Genomic DNA, 24,850 nt, shown 5'->3' on the forward strand with positions numbered 1-24,850 from the left:
CACACACTCCCGCTTGCGTATTGATTTATAGTTGCTATCTTTGTGAAGCAAACACATAAATGTCAGAACCATGCAAATCATCATATCGTGCGCCAAGACAATGAGCGAGCGCACCAATCCCCAAGTACCTCCCATGAGTCGTCCCCGTTTTATCGCCGAGGCCCAGACCATAGCCGGCGAGATGGCTCGTTGGTCGGCGCAAGACGTAGCGCGAGCGCTGCGTTGCAATACGCAAATAGCGGCCCAGACCCTTTTGCGCTATCAAAGTATCGTTGCCCACGCCGGTGGGGCAGCCTCACTGTCTGGCTACGGCATGCCTGCCGCGCTGGCGTACCATGGGCAGGTGTTCAAGCATCTCAAAGCCGAGACCTTTTCGGCAGGCCAACAAGAATACGCGAACGACCATTTGTGGATATGCTCATTCTTGTATGGGTTGTTGCGCCCGTTTGACACCATCATGCCCTATCGTTTGGAAGGCTCCGTCAGGCTACAGGTAACCGATGGCAAAACGCTCTTCGACTATTGGCGCACGCGCCTCACGAGCGCGCTCATCGACAGTGTCAAGGCCGACGACGGCATATTGGTGTTCTTGGCGGCCGAAGAGATGAAACGTCTTTTCGATTGGCGGCGTGTGCAAGAAGAACTGACAGTGGTTCAGCCATTGTTCTACGAGGACGACGGCTCGCGCCTGAAAACGGTCGTCGTGCGCACCAAAAGTTGCAGGGGCGCCATGACGCGATACATATTGCTCAACAGGCCATGCACCATCGAGGAGTTGCACGGTTTTGAGCTGGATGGTTATCGGTATAGACCGAACTATGGAGAGGAGCTTTTCCCACACTTTATCAAAGGTTGACTACTCTTCAGCCCATCGCCATTCCATCAGCGCACCGGCCGTCGGTTGTTCGCATGCGTTCTTCACCACGTGCCGGGTGTGAAGGTTTTGCCAAGCCCGAGCGCGCCAAATGTGGCGAAAGAGGCAAGTAAATGTATTTTTTAACTATTTTAGTAAAAGAATGTCGATTATTAGAAATATTTTGCTTAATATTGCAATTGCAACATCCTGTCGTCAGACCGTCATTTGGTAGTGCCACCATCGACGCTCCGCGTGGCTTTCTCCGTGGCTAAAACCATTTGGCGCTCCACCTCGACCTGTCGAGCGTGAGGAATGCGACTCGGCGCGGACAACGCAGCGATGGCATTGCGCCAAGCGGATGTCGTTATATAGAAATTTTCTAAACATAACATATTATGGATATTAACAAAACTATGCAAGACGCATTTAACGCGCAAATCAAAGAAGAATTGTACTCGTCTCACCTCTATCTCCAGATGGCATACTGGTGCCGCAAAGAAGGTTGGCCAGGCTTCGCGCACTGGCTTTTCAAGCAGAGCGAGGAAGAGAAGGATCACGCTATAGAGATGGCCAATTTCGTGACCGACCGCGGTGGCGAGGTTACCCTCACCGAGCTGCCCAAGGTGGAGATTACTTGGGAGTGCCCTAAATGCCTGTTCGATACTGTGATGGCTCATGAGCAGCATATCACTGAGCAAATATACCAGTTGGCAGAGAAGGCCGAGGCCCAGCACGATCGCGCCTCCATGAACTTGGTGGACAAGTATGTGGACGAGCAAGTGGAGGAAGAGGCCTCTGTGCGTGGCATTCTCAACATGTTCATCCACAGCGATCAGACAGGCGTGGCTATCATAGACGGACTCGTAGGCAAACGCTAAACGTCAGTCGCCGTGCTTACCCAGCCCTCAAGGCTGGGTCGCCCCATTTTTCACCAGAGATAGTGATGAGACCCAATCATCGTGCTCGTCGCGTATCGTGCACCTGCTCAGCGTGAGGCGACACGATGGCAGGGTGAGGGTGGAGCGTGACAAAAGGCAGCAAGATGAAACGACACACCCTATGGATTGTCCTTTCGGTGGTAATAGCGCTCGGCGTGGTGTATTTCGCTTTCGATCCCACCAGCTCGCACCTTTTTCCCCGATGCCCATTTCTTACGCTCACCGGCCTGCGATGCCCCGGGTGTGGTTCGCAACGCGCCTTGCACAGCCTGCTTCACGGAGAGATAGTCCGTGCTGCCCATTACAACTTGCTGTTGACGCTCTCTTTGCCTTTCGTTGCCACGGCACTCGTGGCCGAGACCAATCGCGAGCGGTGGCCGAGGCTTTACCGTTGCATAAACAGCCAAGCCGCTATCTATGCCACGCTCGCCGTGACATGCCTGTGGTGGGTGGCGCGCAACGCGCTGCAACTGTGAGCTGCAACCCAAACACAATCACGATATAAAACAATAAAAACTATGGACCAAAACAACATTACCCCCGCCGACGGTCGTTTTTATGACGATGGCCGCCAGCCCTCGTCTAACAACGAGCAGCCCAATATGGGCGCGAGCGACCCCAACGCTTCCTACACCAACCAGACCGCACATCCTGCGGCCGACCCCATCCCCACCAGTAGCTGTGGCACCTCCACCACGGGTTATCAATCGCCGCAGCAGCCTTATGGCACGCCTCCTATGCCCAAGACATGGCTCGCCGAGTCTATCTTGGTTACATTGTTCTGCTGCCTGCCTTTCGGCATCGTGGGCATCGTCAACGCCGCTGCCGTGAGCGGAGCCTACACGGCTGGCCGGTACGAAGAGGCCTTGCAAAAGAGCCAGTCGGCAGGCAAGTGGACCAAGATAGGTTTTTGGTGCGGCTTGGTGGTCATCACGCTGTATTTCATCGCGATGTTCGCCATGGGTTTCAAAGGTTTTTTTGACAATTGATAGTCGTCATCGCGACACACTCGCTCGTTTCGCGTGCCCACGACATTGTTTTGTGGGCCGCGGTTGTTGCTTTTTTACGCTAAACATTTGGCGGAGCGACAGAAAAGTTATATATTTGCACTTGTTAAACCATTCACCATTTTTGTTAGAATATTGCCTATCGATGCACATTTACTTCATCAATCAACGTTAAGAAAATGAAGAATCTCGCAACGATGACCGACGAGGAGTTGGCATTATGCTATATGAACGGCAACAATCAGGCGTTTGATATATTGTTGGCGCGCAACCAATCGAAGATTTTTTCATACATATTGTATGTGGTACGCAACCAAGATGCGGCCAACGACCTGTTCCAAGAGTCGTTTGTCAAAATCATTGTCAAACTCAAAAATGGCAAGTATGCGCCATCCGGCAAGTTCAGCTCATGGTGCATGCGTGTGGCTCACAATGTGATAATGGATTGGTATAGAGAGAAAAAGGCCGACAACATAACGGAGCCCACAGAGGGCAACGACCTCTCTAACATCAGCCATGACATGCTGTTAGACAGCTGTGTGGAGAGCCGTTACGTCAACGACCAAGTGCTTGCCGACGTTAAGCGCATGATGGAGCACCTGCCCACCACGCAGCGTGAGGTGGTGTTCATGCGCTTCTTCCAGCAGATGTCGTTCAAGGAGATAGCCGCCACCACCAACGTGAGCATCAACACCGCCTTGGGGCGCATGCGTTACGCCCTGCTCAACATGCGGCGCATGGCACGTGAGCACCATGTGCACCTGCAGATGATGTAGCTTGTAAGAGAGGCGATAGGTAGTGTGGTTAGTGCGCACGGCGTTTTTCACAGCCGTTTGGCGGGTAGCAGGCTTTTCAGCTTGCTGATGGTCTCCACCGGGTTTGGCGCGCCAAACACGTAGCTGCCGCTCACCAACACGTCCACGCCTGCGTCTACAAGGCGTGGTGCCGTCTCGCCGTTCACGCCGCCATCCACTTGTATGAGGGTGTTGGAACCGCTCTCGGCTATCATGCGGCGCAGGGTGTGCGTGCGTCTGATAGTGCTTTCAATGAATTTCTGCCCACCAAATCCCGGGTTTACGCTCATCAGCAACACCATGTCTGCATCTTCTATGACATCCTCGAGCATGGCCACGGGCGTAGAGGGGTTGAGCGCCACGCCAGCCCGCATGCCCTCCTCGTGTATCTGGTGTATGGTGCGGTTCAGGTGCACGCAAGCCTCGTAGTGCACGGTCATCATCATCGCGCCCATCTTGGCCGTTCGCGTCACGTAGCGCTCGGGCTGGGTTATCATGAAATGTACGTCCAGAGGTTTGTCGCATATCTTGCGCACGGCCTCCATCACCGGAAACCCGAACGATATGTTGGGCACGAATGTGCCGTCCATCACATCGCAGTGCAGCCAGTCGGCCTCGCTGCGGTTTATCATGTCCATGTCGGCGCGCAGATTGGCGAAGTTGGCCGAGAGCATGGATGGAGAGACAATAGTAGGCATTGGAAAATTAAGATTATGATATTTGGGTAACAAATAATCAATTACAAATATAGATTTTGAGAATTACGATATGTTAGGTTGCGCATGACATATTGCGAGTTTGAAGCCTCCCTTTGCGAGCCGCGTGCGGTCTGCCCTTGCTCGGTGCGTGTGGGGCTTCGTCAGTTCATGCATTGTTGTGTAGGGTTGTCGAGAGCGTCGTTGGCGCTATAGGTGTGGGCTATGTTGCGCACGATGTAGATAGACATGTCAGAGGGTCTTGGGTCTTTTGAGCGTAGAATTTTTCATAGGCTGCTGTTTTTATATATGGTGATAACGCCGCGCTGGTGGTTTTTATTACGTTTACGGCGAAATATATTAAATCTTCATATTTTTTTAATGGCGTATTGGTTGGAAAAATAAAATAACTTTCGTATTTTTGTATCATAACACATTTTTAACCATTAAATATAACGTTTATGAACAAAATTTTACGCATTTCATTATTGGTAACGCTCTGCATGTTTTTTGGCATGAGCTACGCCCAGACAAAATTTAATTTTGACGACGACGTCAATTGCTACAAGATGTTTGGGCTGAAAGGCATGTCTCAAAACAAGGTTAGCGATGGTGATTTCACCGAGGCAAAGACGAGTACGGCCGTAAACGGTATAACGCTGACGGTAAGTGCCGCCAAGGGCACCGGTGTTCCCAATCGAATATGGAACAAGGCACCTCGTTTGCGTCTGTATAGCGGCTCGCTTACCGTGGCATCGAGTGATGCCCATATCACGAAGATCGTGTTCCAGTTGCACAACATGCCCAAAAGCGCCAAGTGGGGAGAAGGAAAAAATAAGCAGAAAAAATACGAATACAAGCCTTGCACGGTCAATGTAGGTGCGTTGTCAGCGTACGAGAAAGACAAGTCCACGGACGTGACGTGGACCGGCGACGCCTCGTCGGTGGAGCTTACGGTGATGGCCAATACACAGATACGTAATATTTTGGTATACACCGACGCTCCTGTCAAGGTGGAGAAGGCCGCCGACATCGCCGCTTTCAAGGCCCTTCCTGTCAACACCGTGGCCGAGCTCACGCTCAACAACGCCCAGGTGGTATACGTATGGAAATCGAAGAATGGCATCGAGCAGGCTTTCGTGCGCGATGCCACGGGTGCGCTGATGTTTTTCAACACTGGTCTTGCCCTCAAGGCCAACCAGACACTCAACGGCACCGTGACGCTGGGTCGCGACATATACAAGGATGTAATCGAGGCCGTAAAGGTTGATGCCACCACCGCCGACAAGCTCACCATTGTCGACGGCGCCGCCGCGGAACCCAAGGCCATCACTATCGGTGAAGCCGAAGCCAACCTGTACGACTTGGTGAAACTCACGGATGTCAGCATAGTAGAAGATAACGGTAAATTCTTTGCCGTGTCTGGCGCTGACAAAATGCAGATATTTGACGGTTTCCATCTCGGTCTCACATTGTCCGCAGGCGAGCATCAGGATATCGTGGGCATATTGTCTGTCTATAAAGGTAAAGCCCAAATCCAGCCTATCAGCGCTCCTATCGCCACTGGCGTTCATGGCGTGAAGGTAGCCCATGAGAGCGACGCTCCCACCTATAACATGGCTGGACAGCGCGTGGGTGCCGGCTACAAGGGTGTGGTGATACAAAACGGCAAGAAGTTTGTGCGCAAATAACGCCCGCCGCAAAGCCTAAAAAATCCACCGCCCTTACGAGTGGTGGATTTTTTTTGGCGCTTGGCTTGGCGTTCGTGCCGCGTTCGGCCGCGTCAGCCTTTCATTCGCTGCATGCACTGCCGCAGCGAGTCTGTCCAATAGGGAATGTCGAGGCCAAAAACTCGTTTTATCTTTGTCTTGTCAAGCACCGAGTAGGCGGGGCGTTTCACCGGCGAGGGGAACTCGTTGCTGTGGCACGGGCGTATGTCGCAATCTGTGTTGCCTGCTAACCGGGCTATGTTCACAGCAAAATCGTACCAGCTGCACACGCCCTCGTTGCTGTAGTGGTACACGCCCTCGTGGCCCACGTACTTGCGGTTCTCCACAATGTCGAAGATGGCCGCGGCCAAATCGAGCGCATAGGTGGGCGTGCCACATTGGTCGAAGACCACGTTCAGTTGTGGCTTGGAGGCCGTGAGGCCCATCATGGTCTTGACAAAATTGTGCCCGAACTCAGAGTAGAGCCATGCCGTGCGTATGATGATGTGGTCGGCTCCCGACCGCTTTATGAGCTGTTCGCCGTGCAGTTTGGTCTGTCCGTACACACCCGTGGGCGTGCCTTGTTGGTCTTCGCGGCATGGCGTGTTGTACGGCTCGGCCCCAAACACGTAGTCGGTGCTCACGTGCACGAGCAGTCCGCCCACCTCGGCCATCGCCTCGGCGAGATAGCCCGGGGCCGTGGCGTTGAGCCGCTCCACGATGTCGCCGGCCGTCTCCGCGGCGTCCACGTTGGTCCACGCGGCGCAGTTGATGACGCATTTCACTTGGTTTTGTCGCACCATTTGCCTAATGTCGTCCGCGCTCGTGATGTCAAGGTGCGTGTATCCCTCGCACACGTCGGTGAAGATGTAATGATCTTTGCTCTCCCGGGTCACGGCCTGCATCTCGCGCCCCAACTGCCCGTTGGCCCCGGTCACTAATATGTTCATGTCTTAAAGGTATAAATCGTTGTCGTAACTGAAGAGGTCGGCCGCGTCTCTCAGGCGCGGGTGGTGGCTGTCTTTGGCCGAGAGCGTCACCTGCCGGGCCGGCACACGCCAGTCGACGCCTATGTCTGGATCGTCCCACGCGATGGCCCCCTCGCTCTCCTTGTCGTAGAAATTGTCGCACTTGTATTGGAAAACCGCCGTCTCGCTCAGCACGCTGAAGCCATGCGCGAAGCCGCGCGGCACGAACAGTTGTCGCTGGTTGTCGGCCGATAGCTCCACGGCCACGTGCTGCCCAAACGTGGGCGAGCCGCGCCTGATGTCCACGGCCACGTCCAGCACCGTGCCCACGACGGCCCTCACCAGTTTGCCTTGGGCGTGACGGCCGCGCTGGTAGTGCAGCCCCCTTACCACGCCATAGGTGGATTTAGACTGGTTGTCTTGCACGAAGAGCACGGGTCGCACCCGCTCATCAAATTCTCGCTGGTTCCACACCTCGAAAAAATAGCCGCGGTCGTCGTGGAACACCCGTGGCTCTATGATAACCACGCCATCGAGGGCGGTAGGGATGATTTGCATATTAAAACTTTTTAATGACTCATGCAAAGGTAAAAAAAAATGGCCAAACGGTGCGCCAATAACCTAAAAATGACCAAAAAGTTGCCTCGTTAGCATATATATTCGTATCTTTGCGGGTGAAAAACGGCAGCAATTTGCCCCATCTATTTAAAAACATAAACTTGTTATGAATATCAAGTCATTCTTACTGTCTGTCGTCGCCCTCGGCATTGCCAGCGTGGCCTCGGCACAAACCCAAGTGGTGGCCCATCGTGGCTACTGGAAATCTGAAGGCGCCGCTCAGAACAGCGTTGCGGCGTTGCGCGCTGCTGCGGCCATCAACGTGTACGGATCGGAGTTTGACGTGCAGCTCACGGCCGACAAGGAGATCGTCGTGAACCATGACGCCGACTACCAAGGGCATGTCATTGCCAAGACCAAGCTGGCCGACTTGCGCAAGCTGCAACTGGCCAACGGCGAGCCGCTGCCCACGCTCGAGGAGTATCTCAAGGCCGGTAAAAAGTTGCCACAGCTCAAGATGGTACTGGAGATAAAAGAGCAAGTGGACAAGTGCGACGAGGATTTGATGGTGGACAAGGTAGTGGCCATGATCAAGGCCATGCGCATGGAGAAGCAAACCGACTACATATCGTTCAGCATGAATGCGTGTGAGCGGTTGGCCCGGCTCGCCCCCGACGCGTCGGTGTCATATCTTGGTGGCAAGCTCTCGCCCGCCCAGCTTAAGGCCAAGGGTGTGAACGGCATGGACTACCACTACAATGAGTTTAAGAAAAACCCACAATGGGTGGCTGAGGCCCACGCCTTGGGCATGACCGTCAACGTGTGGACGGTTGACGACATGAACGTGGCGCGCCAGATGCGCGACCTCAAGGTAGATTTCATCACCACCAACCGGCCGCTTGAGGCTGCCGAGATAGTGAAGTGAGCTGGCCGCGCGGCCACTCGCTTGGCGACATAAAAAGAGGTTGGCGCAGGATGCTACCAACCTCATAACGGTCTATTTCGCTGAAAAAAATTAATTAAAATCACTAAACGAAATTGCCGTAATAACCCAAAAGCAAATATAATCTATCTTTTCCAAGATAGCAAATATTTTAGCAGTATAATTCTTTTTTTAACAATTCGCCTGTTAGTTTACTCTTCTTTTTGCTCATCTTTCTCTATCAACAGTTTGTTAAGATGCGTCGCCGATTAACTGTGAGCATGTGGCTGGAGTTAAGATGACATTTTAATGGTCAAATGTTTAAGGCCCAATCGTATATTGATTGGGCCTTATGCGCATGGAGTGGGGTGGGCGTGCCAATAGCTATGCCCGAGTGTGGGCATTTCACTTGATGACATTGACGCGCCATGTCACGCCAAGGTCGAGTATGGAATGTTTGTCTTGTAAGTAGCCGTTGGGATTGGTGTTTTTGCCAAAGCAATAGCTGTAGTTGGCGTGCAATCGCACGTTTTTGTTCTTAAGAGGGTAATATTCCATGCCGGCTCCTACGCGCGTAATCTCAGTTCCTTCGTACAGGGCGAGGTCTACGCGTGGCTTGTTTTGGTTGCTCGCTTTTTCTGGCGTGGGCTTGGATGGGTCGGTGTCTTTGCCCGCATGGTTCACGTCGTAGCTCGCTTTTGCCCATAGGTTGAGTTGTGGCGTGGGCTGGTAGTCCACACGAGCGGTCATGGAGCAATCTTTGAAGAGGAATGTTTGGCCTGTAGTGGCTCGGTTCATATAGTCTAAGCCAAGCTGTAAATTGCGCGTCAGGTGCAGACTATTACCAAAAGACAGGTAGTTGATAAACCTTCCTGGAGCGTACTCCATGAAGTTGACAGACCAGTCGGTGTGCAGTATGCCGTGGTTGCCATACCATATCAGGTTGTAGGCATACATGTCTGAGGCCTTGCCGCCACGCCGGTTGTATACCTTTTGGAAGGGACTTTCCACCATTTGCAAGAAAAATTGGTCTTTACGGTTGGTGGTTTGGTAGCCCAACCACCAGCCCCACTCGTAGCATGGAAAGTTGTAGCAAAACTCGAAAAGCTGGAAGCAATCTATGGGGGCGGGGTCAAATTCCCACGGTCCGCAAAGCACCGCCCATTTACCACCCGACAGAGTCCAGTTGGTGTTGACGTGGTAAGTGAGGAAAAGCCAGTCTATGGCGTCGAAGAAAGTGTATTCTTTGTTGATGCCATTGAGCCGCTGTCGATATTTATAGGAGAATTTGGGCGAGAGGTCGCCGTTGATGAGGATGTTGAAGATGTTTCCTTTGAAACCGGTGTTATTCGCATTTTTCACTCCATCGATCGATTCTCGCTGGTAGTCTGCGCGTGCCTCCACGGAGAGTTTCACGTTTGTGCTTTCTTGTGCATGGAGCACAGTGGTAAAAAAGACCGGCAAAAGCAGGTATTTTCTTAATTTCATAATATGTTTAATAAAAAATAGAGTGGCAGCTTGTTTGCTGTCTATATGTCGCCTCCAACGTACGATGTGATGGCTTTAGTATTCGCCTGTGCGCAGCAATCCTTTCTTGTTCCAAAGGCCATACACCTCGCTGACAATGTCTGATGTGATGAAAGTGGAGAGCTTCTCCTTGCTCATGAAATCGATCAGGGTTGAAAACTCTTCTTTGGTGAGGACGATTTCGAGTTGTATTTGTTTTTCGTGAGAATAGCCTCCGATAACCTCGTGCAGCGTAACGCCACGGTTAATGTGTTTGATAACGAAGTCTTGTATTTTCTGGTAGTCTTTGGAGATGATATATACACGGGTCTTAGAATTGATGTCTGCCATAAAGTGGTTGAGTATTAATCCATTGAGCCATGTTCCAATGAGGCCGATGACGACCAGTTCCACAGGGTTTATGGCAAATGCGGTGCAACAAATGGCACCTCCTGCCAACATCACGGCCGTGCCAAGTTTGACGTGCAGATACTTGTTGAAAATCTTGGCGAGGATGTCCAGTCCACCCGTTGAGGCGTTGATGCTGAACAGTATGCTCTGTGACGCGCTCAGGATAAGGACAAAACAGAGCAAGTCGAACCACGGGTTGGCGACGGCCTGCCCGGCTATGTAGGTGGTGAAGATCGAATCGTGCATGGGCACGATGGATCCGATAAAATCAATCATTGGGCCCAATATCAACGCGGTGTAGACGGTTTTGGCGCCAAACTCGTTGCCAATGAGCAGAAACGAGAGCACAAGCAAGACGGCGTTGATAATGAAGATCATCGTGCCTACGGAGACGAAAGGTAACAACTTGGCGAGAACCAAGGACAAACCGGTGATGGAGCCTATAATGAGCTTACTGGGAATGAGGAAGAAATAAACGCCCATGGCGGCCACAAACATACCTACTGTCATAATGATTAGTTCCACCCAGAACTTACGGGTGTAGACTATTTGGCCGATTTGCCTCATTGAGTTTTGTAGTTTCTCGGCGATAGTCGTCTCGCTTTTTGGCTTGTTATTCATATCGATTAAAGTTAATAGTTTCAGGTTTATAGTTAGAACAACTTGTATCACACAAGTCTTTGAGTCTTTTCTTTGATAGCGTTACCATGATGGTATCCAATACCAAAACTGTGCAAATTTAGCGTATTTTTATCAATTTGCAAGTTTTTTAATGATTTTTTTTAGGATGAAAATACAAGAAATACGGCTTTGAGGTAAAAGATTTTTTGTCATACAGGCAAGTATCGCTTAAAAATTAACTAATTTTGTGGTTGTTATTCAATGAGCTTTGTACTACATAAACACCATTTGAAATGATAATCAAAGTATCTGGAATGTGCCATGCCGATAACATGCGTGAGGTGTCGGCATTGGACGTGGACATGATCGGATTGGTTTTTAACCAGCGCAGCCCTCGCAATGTGCGCATGCGCTCTTCGCAAGCGGGCATCCTTCCTGATTACTGCCAGGCTGGTATGCTTGCCACGCCGTACACCGATAAGGAGCAAGCGGCAGATATGCGCAAGCGTCCCACCCGCGTGGGAATATTTGCCGACGACATGCCGCAGACCATTGTTTCTCGTGTGTACGCTTTCAAATTAGGCTATGTGCAGCTGCATGGTGACGAGAGCCATGTGATGATAGAGAATTTGCGGCGCACCTTGGTGCCCGACATCGCGCCAGATATCAAGGTGATCAAGACCGTGCGCTTGGGTGCGGCGGCCGATTTGGCGCAATGCTCTGCTTACGAAGATGTGGTGGATATGTTTGTCTTTGAGGGCTTAGGTGGCGAGGTGGTAGACCATCAGCCATTCGATTGGACGTTGTTGGACGCTTACCGTGGCCACGTGCCTTTCTTGGTGAGTGGCGGTATAGGCGTCGATGATGCTGCGCGCGTGCGCAAGATAGCCCATCCGCAGTTCGCGGGAGTGGATGTAGGAATTTGCTTCGAGACAAAGCCGGGGATGATAGACACGGCCAGTTTGCGCCGTTTTATAGAAGATGTACGGGGCTGAGATTGTCCGATACGATAAATGGCAGGACGTCGATGGTATGAAAAAGATAGTGATTATAGACAATTACGACAGTTTCACGTATAATCTGGTGCATTTGGTCAGGTCGCTTGGGGCTGATGTGGATGTTTTACTCAACGACCGTTTTGTCATGGACGATTTGGAGGTTTACGACAAAATCATTCTAAGTCCGGGCCCCGGCGTGCCACGAGAGGCTGGCCAATTGATGGAGGTCATACGCCGTTACGCAGGGCAGAAACCCATTCTTGGTGTGTGCTTAGGCCACCAAGCTATCGCCGAGGTGTATGGCGCGCGGTTGGAAAACCTTGGCGCGGTGTTTCATGGCGTGGCCACCGAGGGTTCGCACGTGGATGGAGAGCCGCTCTTTGAGGGTGTGCCGAAGAATTTTTTGATGGGTCGTTACCATAGCTGGGTGGTGAGCAGAGAGGGCTTTCCCGATTGTTTGGAAATAACCGCCGACACGCCCGACGGCCAAATCATGGCCTTGCGCCACCGCCACAAGGACGTACGTGGCATACAGTTTCATCCCGAGAGCGTGCTCACGCCGATGGGAAGACGCATTGTCGGCAACTGGATATCCTTGTGAATTGTGAATGATACATTTTATATGGCTTTGCAGCACCACCGTGTCACCTTGAGCATTACGCCCAAGCCGGGAACCTCTTTTAGCAGGAAATAGCGCTTGTTGGAACGCACCAGCCTGCCCCGCAGGCCTTTTAGCGGTCCGTAAGCCACGATCACCTCGGTGCCGATTTTGAGCCGTGCTTGCTCTTCGCTGAGATATTGTTTCTCGAGAATGTCAGGGTTGCACATGGCTTGGAACTCTGACATTTGATGGGCCGGAATTTCGTAAAAAAGATTAGACCCCACCTCTTTTTTGATGACGCTTATGGGATAACGTATGTCTTGGATGAGCTGGCGTAAGGTAGCCTCTTTGTCTTTTTTCTTGATAAAGAGCAAATTGCGCACCACGGGCCGTAGATGTTGCTTGATATGTCGATTCGAGTCTTCCACACCAACCAGCTCCATAGGTATGAAAATCTCGTAACCATGCGCTTGGAGAGTTTCGGCTATTTCTTTTTGGTGCGAACAAAAAATGCGTAGTGCGTACCACGGCGAATTGTCAGGATCGTTGTTGGCTTCTGTGGCACCTGTTATGGTTTTGTCATTCACGGTATTTGGTGGCTGTGTTTGTGTCATGTTTGATTAAAAATTAACAAGGTATCATCATGAAATGTATAAGCTATTAGCATTTTTTACATCTTACTTTGCTACCATCACCAAGTCTTATTTTATGTCGAATAGCCGTCTTACGTCAGGTCATATATCCCACTATGCACCTTGCTCAAGTTGACAGCCAAATCGAAAAACAGGCGTACGGCTGTTTGCGGCAGGTCATAAAAACCTACTTACAAAAATAGTTTTTTTTTCTTTGGTTGCCAAACAAAAGTAGACTAAGTGTTATATTTTTTTCTTTTTATGGCTATAGAGAGCTACGATTTAGGGATAACCCTATGTTAAAGTAGGGAAAATATCCACGGCATCTGATATTTTAATGTTATCTTTGTAAATGGTTAAAAAGAAGAGTTTTATGAAAAAGACCTTTGTTTTGTTTGTCGCAGCTGGCGTGTTGTTTTCTGGTTGTGATAGCTATGCAGGCGCGGGTGCTTATGGTGGCGCCCAAATAGGTTCTATCCTTGGGTCGGCTATAGGTGGTATAATCGATGGCGGTAGAGGTTCTGACATCGGCACCATCATTGGTATGGCCAGTGGTGCTGTTGTGGGTGGTGCCATTGGCAGCGCTGCTGATCAGAAACGTGAGCGTGAAATAGAGGCTTATGAGCGTGATCGTGCGGCGCGTATGGCCGCTCGGGCGCAACGTGACGAGATGTATCAGGCAAACGCCGGCGCCACGTCACGCCACGCCGATGTCAACTACGGCAGTGGTTTCGACGAGACAAACAGTGGCGATGACAGGTTGTACGATTTTAATTCGAAAGACTACACGGGCAATTACAGCGTGCAGCAGCCGTGTGCGAAAATGCCCCAAGAAATGGGCATTGATGGCATGGCCGAGGATTTGAGATATATGCCAGTGCTTGAAATTCGCAACGCTCGTTTCATAGATGAAAACGAGAATGGTGTCATAGAGCGTGGCGAGGTGTGCAAGTTGATATTTGAGGTGATAAACAGAGGCAACAGTGCTTTATATGACGTGGTGCCCACCGTGGTTGAGGCTTCGGGCAATCGTAATATTTACGTTTCGCCAAGCGTACATGTAGAGAATATTATGCCGGGAAAAGGCATTAGATACACCGCTATCGTTCAAGCCGGATCACGGTTAAGAACGGGAAAAGTAAAGTTGTGTGCCAGTGTAATTCAAGGGTCGAATGCCATCTCTAAAGTCTATGAGTTTAATATACCAACCAAGCGATAGCCGCTTTCTCCTTTCATGTTGGTATGGGTGTATAGGCGTGTGAGAGGAGTGATGCTAATTTTGTGAGGCCGAAGTATAAACTTGCTCGGCAAACTATTTGTTAGTTTTTTGTTTTTCGTTGGCCATTTTTGTCAGTTTTTTCATGGCGGGTTTGTGTGCTTGATTATTTCTTACAACCTCTTGAGCCAACTTTTTTTTGTTGTTCTTGCTAATGGTGCTGTGGCTTTTCTTATTGCTTTTGTCTATACTGCTCTTTGTCGGATCGTTTTTGTCGACTCTATTGTTTGAGGCGTTCGTATGGCGTGTTTGTGTGGCATAGTTGTGGTCTGGTGCCGCGTCTACATAATCTACGGTGCCGTCAATCAGTTCGGCCATTTTAAAATCTATCAATGGTAGTATTCTCTCGCTTTTATCCATTCGGTATGGTGGCCTAATCTTGTCTAACCGCTCCACTCTTACCATGGCTACGCCTTGTGAGAGCATGCCTAACGCTTGTGCGGCGCCCCAGCTCAGGTCGATGATGCGCCCGTGTCTTAACGGTCCACGATCGGTGACGCGTACCACCACCTCTTTGTTGTTGGAGAGATTTGTCACCTTGAGCATCGTGCCAAAAGGATAGGAACGATGGGCGCACGTCAAACTGTCGTGGTGCAACCTTTCGCCGCTGGCCGTCCTTGATCCAGTGGCTTTTTTAGAATAATAAGAGGCTTTACCCCTGTGCGTTTGTGCCGCTACGGGAGTAAAGCCTGTAAAGATGATAATTATAAATAATAAGGTTGTTCTATAATTCACGCGCTAAGGTTTTACACAATGCCTTGCGCCATCATGGCGTTAGCTACCTTCATGAATCCGGCAACGTTGGCACCCTTGACATAGTTGATGTAATTGCCATCTTGCTTGCCGTACTTCACGCACTGCTCGTGGATAGAGTGCATGATGAAGTGTAGTTTCTCGTCAACTTCCTCTGCGGTCCAGTGCAGGCGGATAGAGTTTTGTGTCATCTCCAATCCTGATGTGGCTACGCCACCTGCGTTAACGGCCTTACCCGGAGCAAAGAGCTGCTTAGCTTGAGCAAACTTGTCGATGGCCTCGTTGGTGCAACCCATGTTGCTAACTTCTGCAACACATAATGGTTTGGCAGCCAATATTTTGTCAGCGTCGTCGCCGTTAAGCTCATTTTGTGTAGCGCATGTGAGATAGATCTCAGCTTTCTCTTCCCAAGGTTTTTTACCAGCAACAAACTTAGAGCCCTTGAACTTCTTGGCGTATGGTGCGCAGATGTCCTCGCCGCTTGAGCGGAGCTGCAACATGTAGTCGATTTTCTCGTCATCGAGGCCTGCTGGGTCGTAGATGTATCCGTCAGGACCACTGATGGTGATGACCTTAGCACCGAGCTGTGTAGCCTTTTTGGCAGCACCCCAAGCCACATTGCCAAATCCGGAGATGGCAACGGTCTTGCCCTTGATGTCGATACCCTTGGTTTGCATCATCTCGTTTACGAAGTAGAGTGCGCCATAGCCTGTGGCTTCTGGACGAAGGATAGAACCACCCCACTCGATGCCCTTGCCTGTAAGCATGCCTTGGAACTGGTGTGTGAGTTTGCGATATTCGCCGAAAAGGAAGCCTATCTCACGTCCTCCAACGCCGATATCACCTGCTGGGATATCCTCGTCAGGACCAATGTGATGATAAAGTTCTTGCATGAAAGCTTGGCAGAAACGCATTACCTCAGCATCGGAACGGCCACGGATAGAGAAGTCAGAACCACCCTTGCCGCCACCCATAGGCAACGTGGTGAGCGCATTCTTGAATGTCTGCTCGAAGCCAAGGAATTTCATGATGCTCAGGTTCACCGAGTCGTGGAAGCGAAGTCCGCCTTTGTATGGGCCGATAGCTCCGTTGAACTGTACGCGGTAACCTGTGTTAACGTGTACCTCACCATTGTCGTCTGTCCATGGCACGCGGAACATATATACTCGTTCCGGCTCGACGAGACGCTCAATGAGATGAGCTTTTTCAAACTCAGGATGCTGGTTGTATACATCTTTAATAGATACCAGTACCTCTTTTACTGCCTGAAGAAATTCAGGTTCGCCAGAGTGTTTCCACATCAGGCCTTTTAATACTTGTTCAACTTCCATAGTACAAAGTAGTTATTACAATTTAATACTTTAAAGGTTAGTAAGGTTGGAACAGTCTCCCAATCAGTGTTGTTTCATAATGTCATTAAGACGACGCAAATATAATGGTTTCTGTGATAGACACCAAATAAAATACAAAGAATTTTGCAGATTTAACTTACATTTTGTTTGTGTGCGTTACCATTCTTAAAATATTTGTTTGGTGATTATGCCATGTTGCACAAGGTAAAAAAAAGGACGCTTGACGCACCTTATTTATAGAGGTGGTTTGTGGTTGGAAGTCTTAGGTGTCACGATTGAACTTTGGGAGGTGAGCGAGGAGAATGCGTGGTGCCAGGCGGTTGCTTGCCTCCACCTTGCGAGATAGGGCACTACTCCCATGCACCCTAATTAAATCCGGGTGGCCACGCTTGCCCTAAGAGGATGCTATGATAAGGGGGCGAATGTATGTTAAAGATGAGGTGGCGAAACCGTGGAACATACCTATAATAGATGATGATGATTTACTGATATTTGGGTATTTTGCGCGATTTGTCTTTTTAGTATCTTTGCAAAATCTAATTTAAATCAATTTTCCGCATGAAAAAACTCTACTTCTTTTTAATGTTATCTTTGTTGATTAGCGGTGTCGCGAGCGCTCAGTCGGGCAAGGGCGTCATCAAGTTCAAGACCGGCAAGTTCGATCCCGAGAGTGGTAAGATAAAAGGTTTCAGGTGCGACATCCTCGTGAGGATGGACAACCCCATGGACCCTGACCTAAACACCAAGGCTCCCATCATAGGCAAGGACATCACCATAGAGGGTGGGGAGTTGGAGAACGCCTTGCCCAAAGGTGTGGCCGACCAGAAATTCAACCTTTGGGTTACCGCCCCCGAGGTGACGTTGCGCGGCGACTTCGTGGACGTGAGCTTGGCCAACTGCGACATGCAAGAGATAGACATAAGCGGTTGCCCCGACCTGTACTGCATACGCGTGAACGAAAACCCCATACACAAACTCGTCATAGGGACCAATCCCAAGTTGCAGCAGGTGTGGGCCAGCTATTGTAAAAACCTAAAGGAACTTGACATCTCCAAGAATCCTCTTCTCAACTCCGTGTCGGTCCAAGGGTGTGACGTGGAGCAGCTTGACCTGAGTACATGCCCGCTTATCACCAACCTGAACGCCGGCGAGAATCCGCGCCTGCACACTATAGACGTGACCTGCCTGCCGTTATTGCAAGAGCTGTGGGTGAACAAGAACAACATGACATCGCTCGACGTGTCGAAGAACCCCGAACTCGAATGGCTGGAATGCAGCGGTAACAAATTGCGAGGTCTCACTGTGGAGCACAACCCCAAACTGACATTTTTATCTGTGTGGGACAATGGTATCAAGGGGAAAGAGATGGACAACCTTATCAACTCGCTGGCACAAGAAGACGGCGAGAAGGAGCGCGAATTCTGTGTCTACAACGAGCGATCCGGCAACAAGAACCTCTGCACCGAGGACCAAGTGGACGCTGTGGTTGAAAAAGGCTGGACAGCCAAGCAAGCCGTTTGGCAAAAGCTTGGCGACAAAGAGTATTTTCAATGGGAAGCGTTCGCGGGAACAAAAGTCCCGGCCGGAATGTCTCGCGCCATGGTCTCGCGTGGTGGCAAAGGCTCTTGGTACGACCTGCAGGGTAGGCGCGTGCGCAAGCCTGTAGCGAAAGGCGTTTATATTTATAATGGTAAAAAAATAGTAATCAGCAAATAGAATGACCTCATGTCGGGCAGGCAAGGAAAAACTTGCCTATGCCCGGCTTTAATAGCACCATGACAACAGACATTTTTCCCCTTGCGTGGCAGCGTGTGGCGTGGCAGCTCGTGGCAGCTTGCGCGCTGTCGCTCGCGTCGTGTGGCGACGAGTACGCCAACGACCGCTCTGTCTCGTCGGCCTACGTGCTGGATGTGAGCAGTCCTTCGCCCACGTCTTTCGACAAGACAGAGAGTGGCAGCTACACTGTCAAGAGCTACCGTCAGAGCGCGGACAAGAAACAAGAGTTTCCGGTGGCGTGGGCCGTGACGGGCTACGACGCCAACGACGACAACGTGTTTAGCATGGACGAGAAGCCCGATTGGCTCATCTCGCTGAGCAAGACGCGCGGCGAGGGTGGGCTGGAGGTGGAAAAAGGTAACGCCAAACTTGCGCCCACCCGTCTCGTGGACCATCTCGCCCCACGCAACGAGGCGCTGCGGCAGGCTGCGGAGCGTGGCTCCGCTGCGGAGCGCTATGACCTGTCGACGCACAAACCTGATGGCAGCCCCGCGCCGCGAAACACGGCTAATTGCTACCTCGTCAGCGCTCCGGGGTATTACAAGCTGCCTCTTGTGTACGGCAACTCCATAGCCGATGACAAGACTAACGAGCGAGCTTATGTCACCAAGAATACGGGCAAGGGCATACTGGTGCACTTCGTGGACCACGAGGGTAAGCCCATAGAGACACCATACATCAACGCGCAAAACGCGGCTCAACCGGCAGTGGCCGTCAAGGTGATATGGGCTGATGAGCCGTCATTGGTGACTAACGCCTCCATACAAGGGCAGGGCCTCGACAGCTACTTGTGCTTCGACGTGGCGCGTGAGCGCATCAAGAACGGCAATGTGGTGGTGGCGGCGGTAAACAGCAAGGGTGTGTGCCTATGGTCGTGGCACTTGTGGTTCGCGCCCACCGACGCACTTGACGTGGTGACATGTCTAAACCAAGACAATGTGCCCTATAAGTTCTCGAAAGAGACGTTGGGATGGAAATACACCGAGTGGAAAGATCCCGTGGACGACCACGCGCGAACGGTGAGGGTGAGGATAGAGCAAGTGACTGACAGTCCGGACCGCCAAACCGATGTATTCACCATCACGCAGAAAAGTGGAAGCAAGCGCGATGGCTACTCTACGTTTTATCAGTTTGGCCGCAAAGACGCGTTCCCCGGCATTGACAAAGATCTGGCCGTGAGGGGGAAATACCGCAAGAACGCCGGCGATGTCATTTCCATCGCGGAAAGTATACAGAACCCCGCCTACTTTTACATAGACGGCGAGAGTTGGGGCAAGGATTTCGGATGGCTCAACCTGTGGTCGATGGATAACACGGGCACTGACATCAATGACAATCTGGTGGTCAAGACCGTTTACGACCCATGCCCGCCAGGCTTCCACCTGCCGTCGGCCGGCGCTTTCACGGGATTTAATTTTACCGGACTGTTTACCGGGCGCGAGGAAATCAACGCCTCTGGTTCATGGAAAAGGGGATGGCAATTCAATGGCAGGGCAAACGGTCATGCCGCCACAGTGTATTTCCCAGCATCAGGCTGCCGGAAGCATAACGACGGCTGGCGAAAAGACATAGGCCGCAGAGGATACGACAGGGAAACCAAAGATGTGTACAACGAGCAGTGGGTGGGCTATTACTGGACGGCCATGCCGTCAAGCCCAACTATTGGACGGGCCATGTACCACACGCCACACGCCGTGGCGCCGATATTTGCCCATTACAGGGCCTCGGGCTTCTCCATACACCCCGTGGCCGAATGAGCCCAAGCATTTTTAACCATCCAGATCACCAAGACAAGCATGACTACAACAAGACCATTAGCCAGCGTGATGAGAAATGTCGCGCTAACTTGCGCTCTCTTCATGGCCCCCACCGTCCTCTTTGCCCAAATAGACGGCAGGGTGGTGGCCAAGGGAACTAACGCGCCCATTATGGGGGCGAGTGTTAGCGTGACAGGCAAAAAGAAGGCGGGCACTGTGACGGACAAGACTGGACGTTTCAGCCTAAGCGTGCCACCCGGAACCACCATCAAAATATCGCACATAAGTTACAGGGCCATCAAGGCGCGAGCCAGGGCCTCGGGCACCTATTACCTCGCGCCCAGGGTGAACACGCTGAACGATGTGGTGGTGACGGCGCAAGAGGATCACGGGCTGTCGAGCGCCTCGACCATCAGGAGGCACGCCATGGACCACTTGCAGCCGTCAAGCTTCGGCGACTTGCTCGAACTGCTGCCAGGAGGGCGGGCCAAAGACCCCCGACTGAACGTGCCCAACATCATCAAGCTGAGGGAGGTGCCTGTCAGGGACAAGAGATACAACACCACATCGCAAGGAGTGCGGTTTATCATAGACGGCGCGCCCATCAGCACCAACGGCAACATGCAATACCTGGACGGAGCCGACGACCGCACGTCCACGAAGCGCAACTTTGCCAACGCTGGCGTGGACATGCGCACATTGGGAACGGACGACATTCAGGAGGTGACCATCGTGCGAGGCATACCTTCTGTCAAATATGGAGATCTCACCAGTGGTCTCGTCAAGGTGAAACGGCGCAAGGGAGGCAACGACATATCAGCGAGGTTCAAGGCTGACATGAACTCCAAGCTCTTCTACATAGCCAAGGGCTTAGAGTGGAAGCCGGCCAAGTTCTCAATTAATTTCAGCGCGGACTACCTCAACAACAAGTTTGAGCCGCGCAACCCGTTGGAGAACTACCAACGGCTCACGTTCTCCGTAAGATTTAACAAGGCATGGAGCACCAACTCGCACGACATCAGCTCCGCGCTTAACCTCGACTATGGCGGATCGTTTGACAATGAGAAAGTGGATCCGGAGTTTAACCACGGCGGCGAGGACAAATACGTGTCGGAATACAATCGGTACGCGGCAAGCTGGACATTCAATCTCAATAGTAAGAAGGAGCGTTCCTATTTCAGGGACTTGGAACTGACGGCCTCTTACTCTTACCAAAAAGACTGGCTGGCGCGCACTCGAAGGGTCAACGTGACCAGTGGCACGCCTTCTGCCATGACCATGACGGAGGGAGAGAGCGACGCCGTGTTCATCACCCCATACCGGTATACCGCTACGCACACCGTGGACGGCAGGCCCACGAACCTCTTTCTCAAGGCCAACGCCACATTCGCCGTGCCAAAAACAAAACATCCCAACAGTCTCATCGTGGGGGTGGATTACGACATGGATCGAAACTTGGGGGCCGGCCAAGTGTATGACCGGTTGCATCCTGTGTATACGGGCGCCTCGTTCAGGCCGCGCAAGTACTCTGACATTCCTGCCACGCAGATGCTGTCCGTATACGCCGAGGAGCAGGCCACTTTCGCCATAGGCGGCAACCGTCTCGAAATAGAAGCAGGAGTACGCGGCGAGACCATGCTGGGACTTGGCAAGAGATTTGACATCAGAAACAAAATATACGTGGACCCACGCGTGAACATGGGCTGGACGTTCCCACAGATAGACTTGGGGCAAGACCCACTTGTCATCACTCTGACGGGTGGCGTGGGCAGGCACACCATGTTCCCGACCATAGACCAGCTCTACCCGGAGCCAGTGTACATGGACTTGGTGGAGATGAACTATTTCCATACCAACGCGAGTTACAGGCGCATGTACCTTATGACTTACGTCATAGACCCCACCAATAACCACTTGGCCCCCGCGCGAAACCTTAAATGGGAGATAAGGGGCGACATGGATTGGGGCGGAAACCGCCTCACGCTGACATATTTCAGAGAGGACATGAAGTCTGGCTTCAGGTTTATGGACGTGTTCTCGCCATTCGTTTACAGGGAGTTTGACACGGATGTCATAGACCATGAGACGGTAAAGGCGCGCCCCGACGTAAACAATTTGCCGTACAAGACCGTGGCCGACCTGCGCTATTACAGCGACACTTCCAACGGAAGTCGCACGTTTAAGCAGGGAATAGAGTACACCTTGTCCACCATACGCTTCCCCATCGTGAACACGCGACTAACCATCACGGGGGCGTGGTTCAGGACAGAATATCACAACTCCCTTCCCATACAGTACAAGCCATCGTTGCGTCTGAATGGCTCCGCGCTCAACTTGGTGGGCATATACAAGGATGACGACGGTTATATACGAGAGATGACAAACACCAATTTCACTTTCGACACCGACATACCGCGACTGAAATTGGGCTTCAGCCTTTCCGCACAGTGCGTGTGGGTAACTGGCGAACAATCTATGAAAAAAGAGAACGTACCCCTGCAATACATGGATGAGTCGGGGAAAGTGAGGCCTTTCGTCGAGGCCGACAAGCATGATGAGTACAAACAGTTTTTGGTGAGGCACCAATACAGCATGGCGGCGTTTGAATGGCAGACCATACCTTTTGAGATGAACCTCAACCTCAAGGCCACCAAGAAATTATTCGGCAACAAGATGCGCATCGCCCTATTCGTGAACAAACTGTGGGATGCGCACCCAGATTACGTGCGTAAGGGCATGACGCTGCGCCGATATGTCACCCCCTATTTTGGACTGGAAACTAACATAAAATTATGAAAAGATTTTTTATTGCCATCGCAATCGCGGTCATGGCCATGACAACGCAAAGTTGCTTGCACGGCTACGAGGACTACAAAACCACAGCCGTGGTGGAGGTGGTCATTCCGGACAGCATAGAGCTGGTGCAAATGCAGGGTACGATAACCCTGCGAAACCTTAGCAATGGATATAAATACTCCTCGTCGACTTTCAACCTCTCGAGCGTGCAAATGGATCTCATGCGAGGTGCTTACTCGCTGGAGGCGGAGGGAACGCTTAAGTTTGTCAACAAAAAAGACAAAGAAAAAAATAAAGAGGTGAAATATTTCCGTTCCTCATCCGACTATGTGGAAATAACAGACCATCCCACCATGATCAAGGCTAAACTTATCTTCATGTAATTTATGGACATACGCAAGCACATACTATTGGCGGCATTTATCGGCATATCCTGTGAGACTTGGTGCTCTCCCAAAGACACCACCGCCATAGCCGAGCACAACGACAGGTGGATAAACTTGCTCGCGGCATACAGGGACAACCCCTCTTTCATGGACGGCGCTTTCCGGACATCGTACTCCGAGTTGGGGCTTAAGGTTGACTTTGGCCATGAGAGCAAAGCCCTCATCCAACAAATGGGCGATCGGCACCTATTGGGAAAGGCCTACGTGGACTCTTACCTCAAACTGGGCAAGAAAGGAACGGTGTGGGGCGGGGCTTCCTACCAAATGGGAGAAAAGCGAAACTTACGTTTTTGCTCCACTTCTGACTATGAGTTGCTTTACCCCTACGTGATGGCTGATACCGTGGGCGGAAACATGCGAAACGAGCAATATGCCTTTTTCGGCGGGTACTCGCTGACGATGGGCAGGTGGGCGATAGGCGCGAACCTCAAGTTCAGGGCTGAGCACGAATACCGCATGATAGACCCGCGCCCGCGCGGCATAGTGACAGATCTGCGCGTGGCCGTGGGAGCCAACGTGTCTTTGTGGAGATACAAGGTGGGTTTGGGCGCCGGCGCGAATATATACAAGCAAACGAACGATGTGGAATTTTACAATGAGCTGGGCGTGAAGCCCGAGTACCACATGACGGGGCTGGGCACCGACTACCTGCGCTTTGCGGGAGCCAACCGCACGTGCTATTACAAAGGGTTGGGATTCGCGACAGACTTGCGCCTACGCCCAAGGAGCGGTTCTGGAGTCTTTTTATCGGCTGAATACCACCACACGCCCTACAAGAAGATACTCACAGACCTCAACGCGTTACCCATATCCACGTTGTACGTTGACCAATCGCGTGTGCTTTTGGGCTGGAAGCAAGAAGGAAGAATAGGATGGAGCGTGTTTGGCGCGATGGATGCGCGACGGCGCCAGGGCGACGAGCATATAGCCGGAAGCGCTTCGGGGTCCGAGTACAAGTCGCTCATCACACTGACTATGTACAGACATTATCTATATGATTATTATGTGGGAGCCGCCATGCACATAGGGGGCAAGCACAGGTGGACCCTTGAGGCCAAGGCCGGACAACAAGAACAAAGCTCGCGCTATATCATGCTGGAGCGCCTGATGGAGGTGAGAAAGGCCTACGTCCAAGCGAATTTACAATATGTCACGAGAATAGCGGGATGCGTGTTTTGCGAATGGGACTCGGCCATCACGAGAATGGTCAACAAATCAAGCAGGCGCGTTATGCCATACGCCACGATGGACAAACTCACCACGGCGTTGACAGACGACACTTTTGCCGTGATGGCGGGTAACTACACAAGCGTGTCCTCACGAATAAAAATAATGTACCAGCCCAAAATGTGGAAAGGAGCGGGGCCATTTGTCGAGGTGGGGGGTAGCCACGCCAAACTGTCAGACCGAGTGCATGCCGAGTTAAAGGCCACTGTAGGTGTGGCTTTCTAAGAAATATTGTTTTACCAAATTAATAA

The 24,850-nt window shown here is 51.5% G+C and carries 24 protein-coding genes; 15 read left to right on the top strand and 9 right to left on the bottom strand.

The genetic code is table 11. The annotated features are described in order from the left end of the window. Nucleotides 1-70 precede the first annotated feature (70 nt). A complete protein-coding gene (locus C7379_RS03310; protein ID WP_116616002.1) occupies nt 71-856 on the top strand; it encodes a YaaA family protein in 786 nt (261 codons plus the stop codon). A gap of 221 nt (nt 857-1,077) precedes the next feature. On the opposite strand, the gene C7379_RS12670 is transcribed toward C7379_RS03310, so the two are convergent. Beyond that, entirely contained in the window at nt 1,078-1,248 is a 171-nt protein-coding gene (locus C7379_RS12670) for a hypothetical protein (protein WP_165815011.1), read from the bottom strand. A 3-nt stretch (nt 1,249-1,251) separates the two neighbouring features. Here C7379_RS12670 and C7379_RS03315 point away from each other — a divergent pair, with 3 nt between their 5' ends. The 4 genes from C7379_RS03315 (at nt 1,252) to C7379_RS03330 (ending at nt 3,577) form a co-directional block, all read left to right on the top strand. Further along, nucleotides 1,252-1,734 carry a ferritin gene (locus tag C7379_RS03315; RefSeq protein WP_116616003.1) on the top strand — a complete coding sequence of 161 codons (483 nt, stop codon included), beginning with the start codon at nt 1,252-1,254 and terminating at the stop codon, nt 1,732-1,734. A gap of 164 nt (nt 1,735-1,898) precedes the next feature. Beyond that, a complete protein-coding gene (locus C7379_RS03320; RefSeq protein ID WP_116616004.1) occupies nt 1,899-2,270 on the top strand; it encodes a DUF2752 domain-containing protein in 372 nt (123 codons plus the stop codon). 42 nt (nt 2,271-2,312) lie between these two features. Next, the gene (locus C7379_RS12900) at nt 2,313-2,783 is read left to right on the top strand and encodes a CD225/dispanin family protein (RefSeq protein ID WP_243406698.1); all 471 of its coding nucleotides are present in this window, start codon (nt 2,313-2,315) and stop codon (nt 2,781-2,783) included. A gap of 197 nt (nt 2,784-2,980) precedes the next feature. Beyond that, nucleotides 2,981-3,577 carry an RNA polymerase sigma factor gene (locus C7379_RS03330; protein WP_116616005.1) on the top strand — a complete coding sequence of 199 codons (597 nt, stop codon included), beginning with the start codon at nt 2,981-2,983 and terminating at the stop codon, nt 3,575-3,577. A 47-nt stretch (nt 3,578-3,624) separates the two neighbouring features. On the opposite strand, the gene rpe is transcribed toward C7379_RS03330, so the two are convergent. After that, nucleotides 3,625-4,293, bottom strand: a complete 669-nt coding sequence (gene rpe / locus C7379_RS03335) for a ribulose-phosphate 3-epimerase (protein WP_116616006.1) — start codon at nt 4,291-4,293, stop codon at nt 3,625-3,627. Between the two features lie 458 nt (nt 4,294-4,751). Here rpe and C7379_RS03340 point away from each other — a divergent pair, with 458 nt between their 5' ends. After that, nucleotides 4,752-5,981, top strand: a complete 1,230-nt coding sequence (locus tag C7379_RS03340) for a hypothetical protein (RefSeq protein WP_116616007.1) — start codon at nt 4,752-4,754, stop codon at nt 5,979-5,981. A gap of 92 nt (nt 5,982-6,073) precedes the next feature. Here C7379_RS03340 and rfbD read toward each other — a convergent pair whose 3' ends face one another. Continuing rightward, nucleotides 6,074-6,949, bottom strand: coding sequence for a dTDP-4-dehydrorhamnose reductase (rfbD, locus tag C7379_RS03345; protein ID WP_116616008.1), 876 nt, complete (start codon nt 6,947-6,949; stop codon nt 6,074-6,076). 3 nt (nt 6,950-6,952) lie between these two features. Beyond that, the gene (rfbC, locus tag C7379_RS03350; protein ID WP_116616009.1) at nt 6,953-7,525 is read right to left on the bottom strand and encodes a dTDP-4-dehydrorhamnose 3,5-epimerase; all 573 of its coding nucleotides are present in this window, start codon (nt 7,523-7,525) and stop codon (nt 6,953-6,955) included. Nucleotides 7,526-7,691: 166 nt separating this feature from the next. On the opposite strand from rfbC, the gene C7379_RS03355 reads away from it, so the two are divergent. Beyond that, nucleotides 7,692-8,450 carry a glycerophosphodiester phosphodiesterase family protein gene (locus C7379_RS03355; RefSeq protein ID WP_116616010.1) on the top strand — a complete coding sequence of 253 codons (759 nt, stop codon included), beginning with the start codon at nt 7,692-7,694 and terminating at the stop codon, nt 8,448-8,450. Nucleotides 8,451-8,852: 402 nt separating this feature from the next. Here the strand turns inward: C7379_RS03355 and C7379_RS03360 are convergent, their stop codons facing one another. Next, a complete protein-coding gene (locus C7379_RS03360) occupies nt 8,853-9,935 on the bottom strand; it encodes a porin family protein (protein WP_116616011.1) in 1,083 nt (360 codons plus the stop codon). Nucleotides 9,936-10,010: 75 nt separating this feature from the next. Beyond that, the gene (locus tag C7379_RS03365) at nt 10,011-10,985 is read right to left on the bottom strand and encodes a YitT family protein (protein WP_116616012.1); all 975 of its coding nucleotides are present in this window, start codon (nt 10,983-10,985) and stop codon (nt 10,011-10,013) included. A 293-nt stretch (nt 10,986-11,278) separates the two neighbouring features. Between C7379_RS03365 and C7379_RS03370 the strand changes: the two genes are divergently transcribed. Beyond that, complete coding sequence (locus C7379_RS03370) at nt 11,279-11,980, top strand: phosphoribosylanthranilate isomerase (RefSeq protein WP_116616013.1); 702 nt, start codon at nt 11,279-11,281, stop codon at nt 11,978-11,980. Nucleotides 11,981-12,017: 37 nt separating this feature from the next. After that, complete coding sequence (locus C7379_RS03375) at nt 12,018-12,584, top strand: anthranilate synthase component II (RefSeq protein WP_116616047.1); 567 nt, start codon at nt 12,018-12,020, stop codon at nt 12,582-12,584. 17 nt (nt 12,585-12,601) lie between these two features. Here the strand turns inward: C7379_RS03375 and C7379_RS03380 are convergent, their stop codons facing one another. Further along, nucleotides 12,602-13,198 (bottom strand): UpxY family transcription antiterminator, encoded by a 597-nt coding sequence (locus C7379_RS03380; protein ID WP_116616014.1) that lies wholly within the window; start codon nt 13,196-13,198, stop codon nt 12,602-12,604. Between the two features lie 391 nt (nt 13,199-13,589). Here C7379_RS03380 and C7379_RS03385 point away from each other — a divergent pair, with 391 nt between their 5' ends. Then, nucleotides 13,590-14,435: a hypothetical protein gene (locus C7379_RS03385; RefSeq protein WP_116616048.1), complete on the top strand. Its 846-nt coding sequence runs from the start codon at nt 13,590-13,592 to the stop codon at nt 14,433-14,435. A 93-nt stretch (nt 14,436-14,528) separates the two neighbouring features. Here the strand turns inward: C7379_RS03385 and C7379_RS03390 are convergent, their stop codons facing one another. Then, the gene (locus tag C7379_RS03390) at nt 14,529-15,227 is read right to left on the bottom strand and encodes a septal ring lytic transglycosylase RlpA family protein (RefSeq protein ID WP_116616015.1); all 699 of its coding nucleotides are present in this window, start codon (nt 15,225-15,227) and stop codon (nt 14,529-14,531) included. An 11-nt stretch (nt 15,228-15,238) separates the two neighbouring features. Then, nucleotides 15,239-16,576 (bottom strand): NADP-specific glutamate dehydrogenase, encoded by a 1,338-nt coding sequence (gene gdhA / locus C7379_RS03395; protein ID WP_116616016.1) that lies wholly within the window; start codon nt 16,574-16,576, stop codon nt 15,239-15,241. 579 nt (nt 16,577-17,155) lie between these two features. Here gdhA and C7379_RS03400 point away from each other — a divergent pair. The 5 genes from C7379_RS03400 to C7379_RS03420 are packed head-to-tail and all read left to right on the top strand — an operon-like array spanning nt 17,156 to nt 24,824. Next, a complete protein-coding gene (locus tag C7379_RS03400) occupies nt 17,156-18,313 on the top strand; it encodes a leucine-rich repeat domain-containing protein (RefSeq protein WP_116616017.1) in 1,158 nt (385 codons plus the stop codon). A 59-nt stretch (nt 18,314-18,372) separates the two neighbouring features. After that, entirely contained in the window at nt 18,373-20,130 is a 1,758-nt protein-coding gene (locus C7379_RS03405) for a hypothetical protein (RefSeq protein WP_133241865.1), read from the top strand. Nucleotides 20,131-20,169: 39 nt separating this feature from the next. Continuing rightward, nucleotides 20,170-22,926, top strand: a complete 2,757-nt coding sequence (locus tag C7379_RS03410; protein ID WP_243406699.1) for a TonB-dependent receptor — start codon at nt 20,170-20,172, stop codon at nt 22,924-22,926. Continuing rightward, nucleotides 22,923-23,309: a hypothetical protein gene (locus C7379_RS03415; RefSeq protein ID WP_116616019.1), complete on the top strand. Its 387-nt coding sequence runs from the start codon at nt 22,923-22,925 to the stop codon at nt 23,307-23,309. Before C7379_RS03410 ends, C7379_RS03415 begins: the two co-directional genes overlap by 4 nt. A gap of 3 nt (nt 23,310-23,312) precedes the next feature. Further along, nucleotides 23,313-24,824: a DUF6850 family outer membrane beta-barrel protein gene (locus tag C7379_RS03420; RefSeq protein WP_116616020.1), complete on the top strand. Its 1,512-nt coding sequence runs from the start codon at nt 23,313-23,315 to the stop codon at nt 24,822-24,824. The last annotated feature ends 26 nt before the right edge of the window (nt 24,825-24,850 follow it).

Origin of the sequence: Hallella colorans, from assembly GCF_003096815.1 — a bacterium.
Classification (GTDB): domain Bacteria; phylum Bacteroidota; class Bacteroidia; order Bacteroidales; family Bacteroidaceae; genus Prevotella; species Prevotella colorans.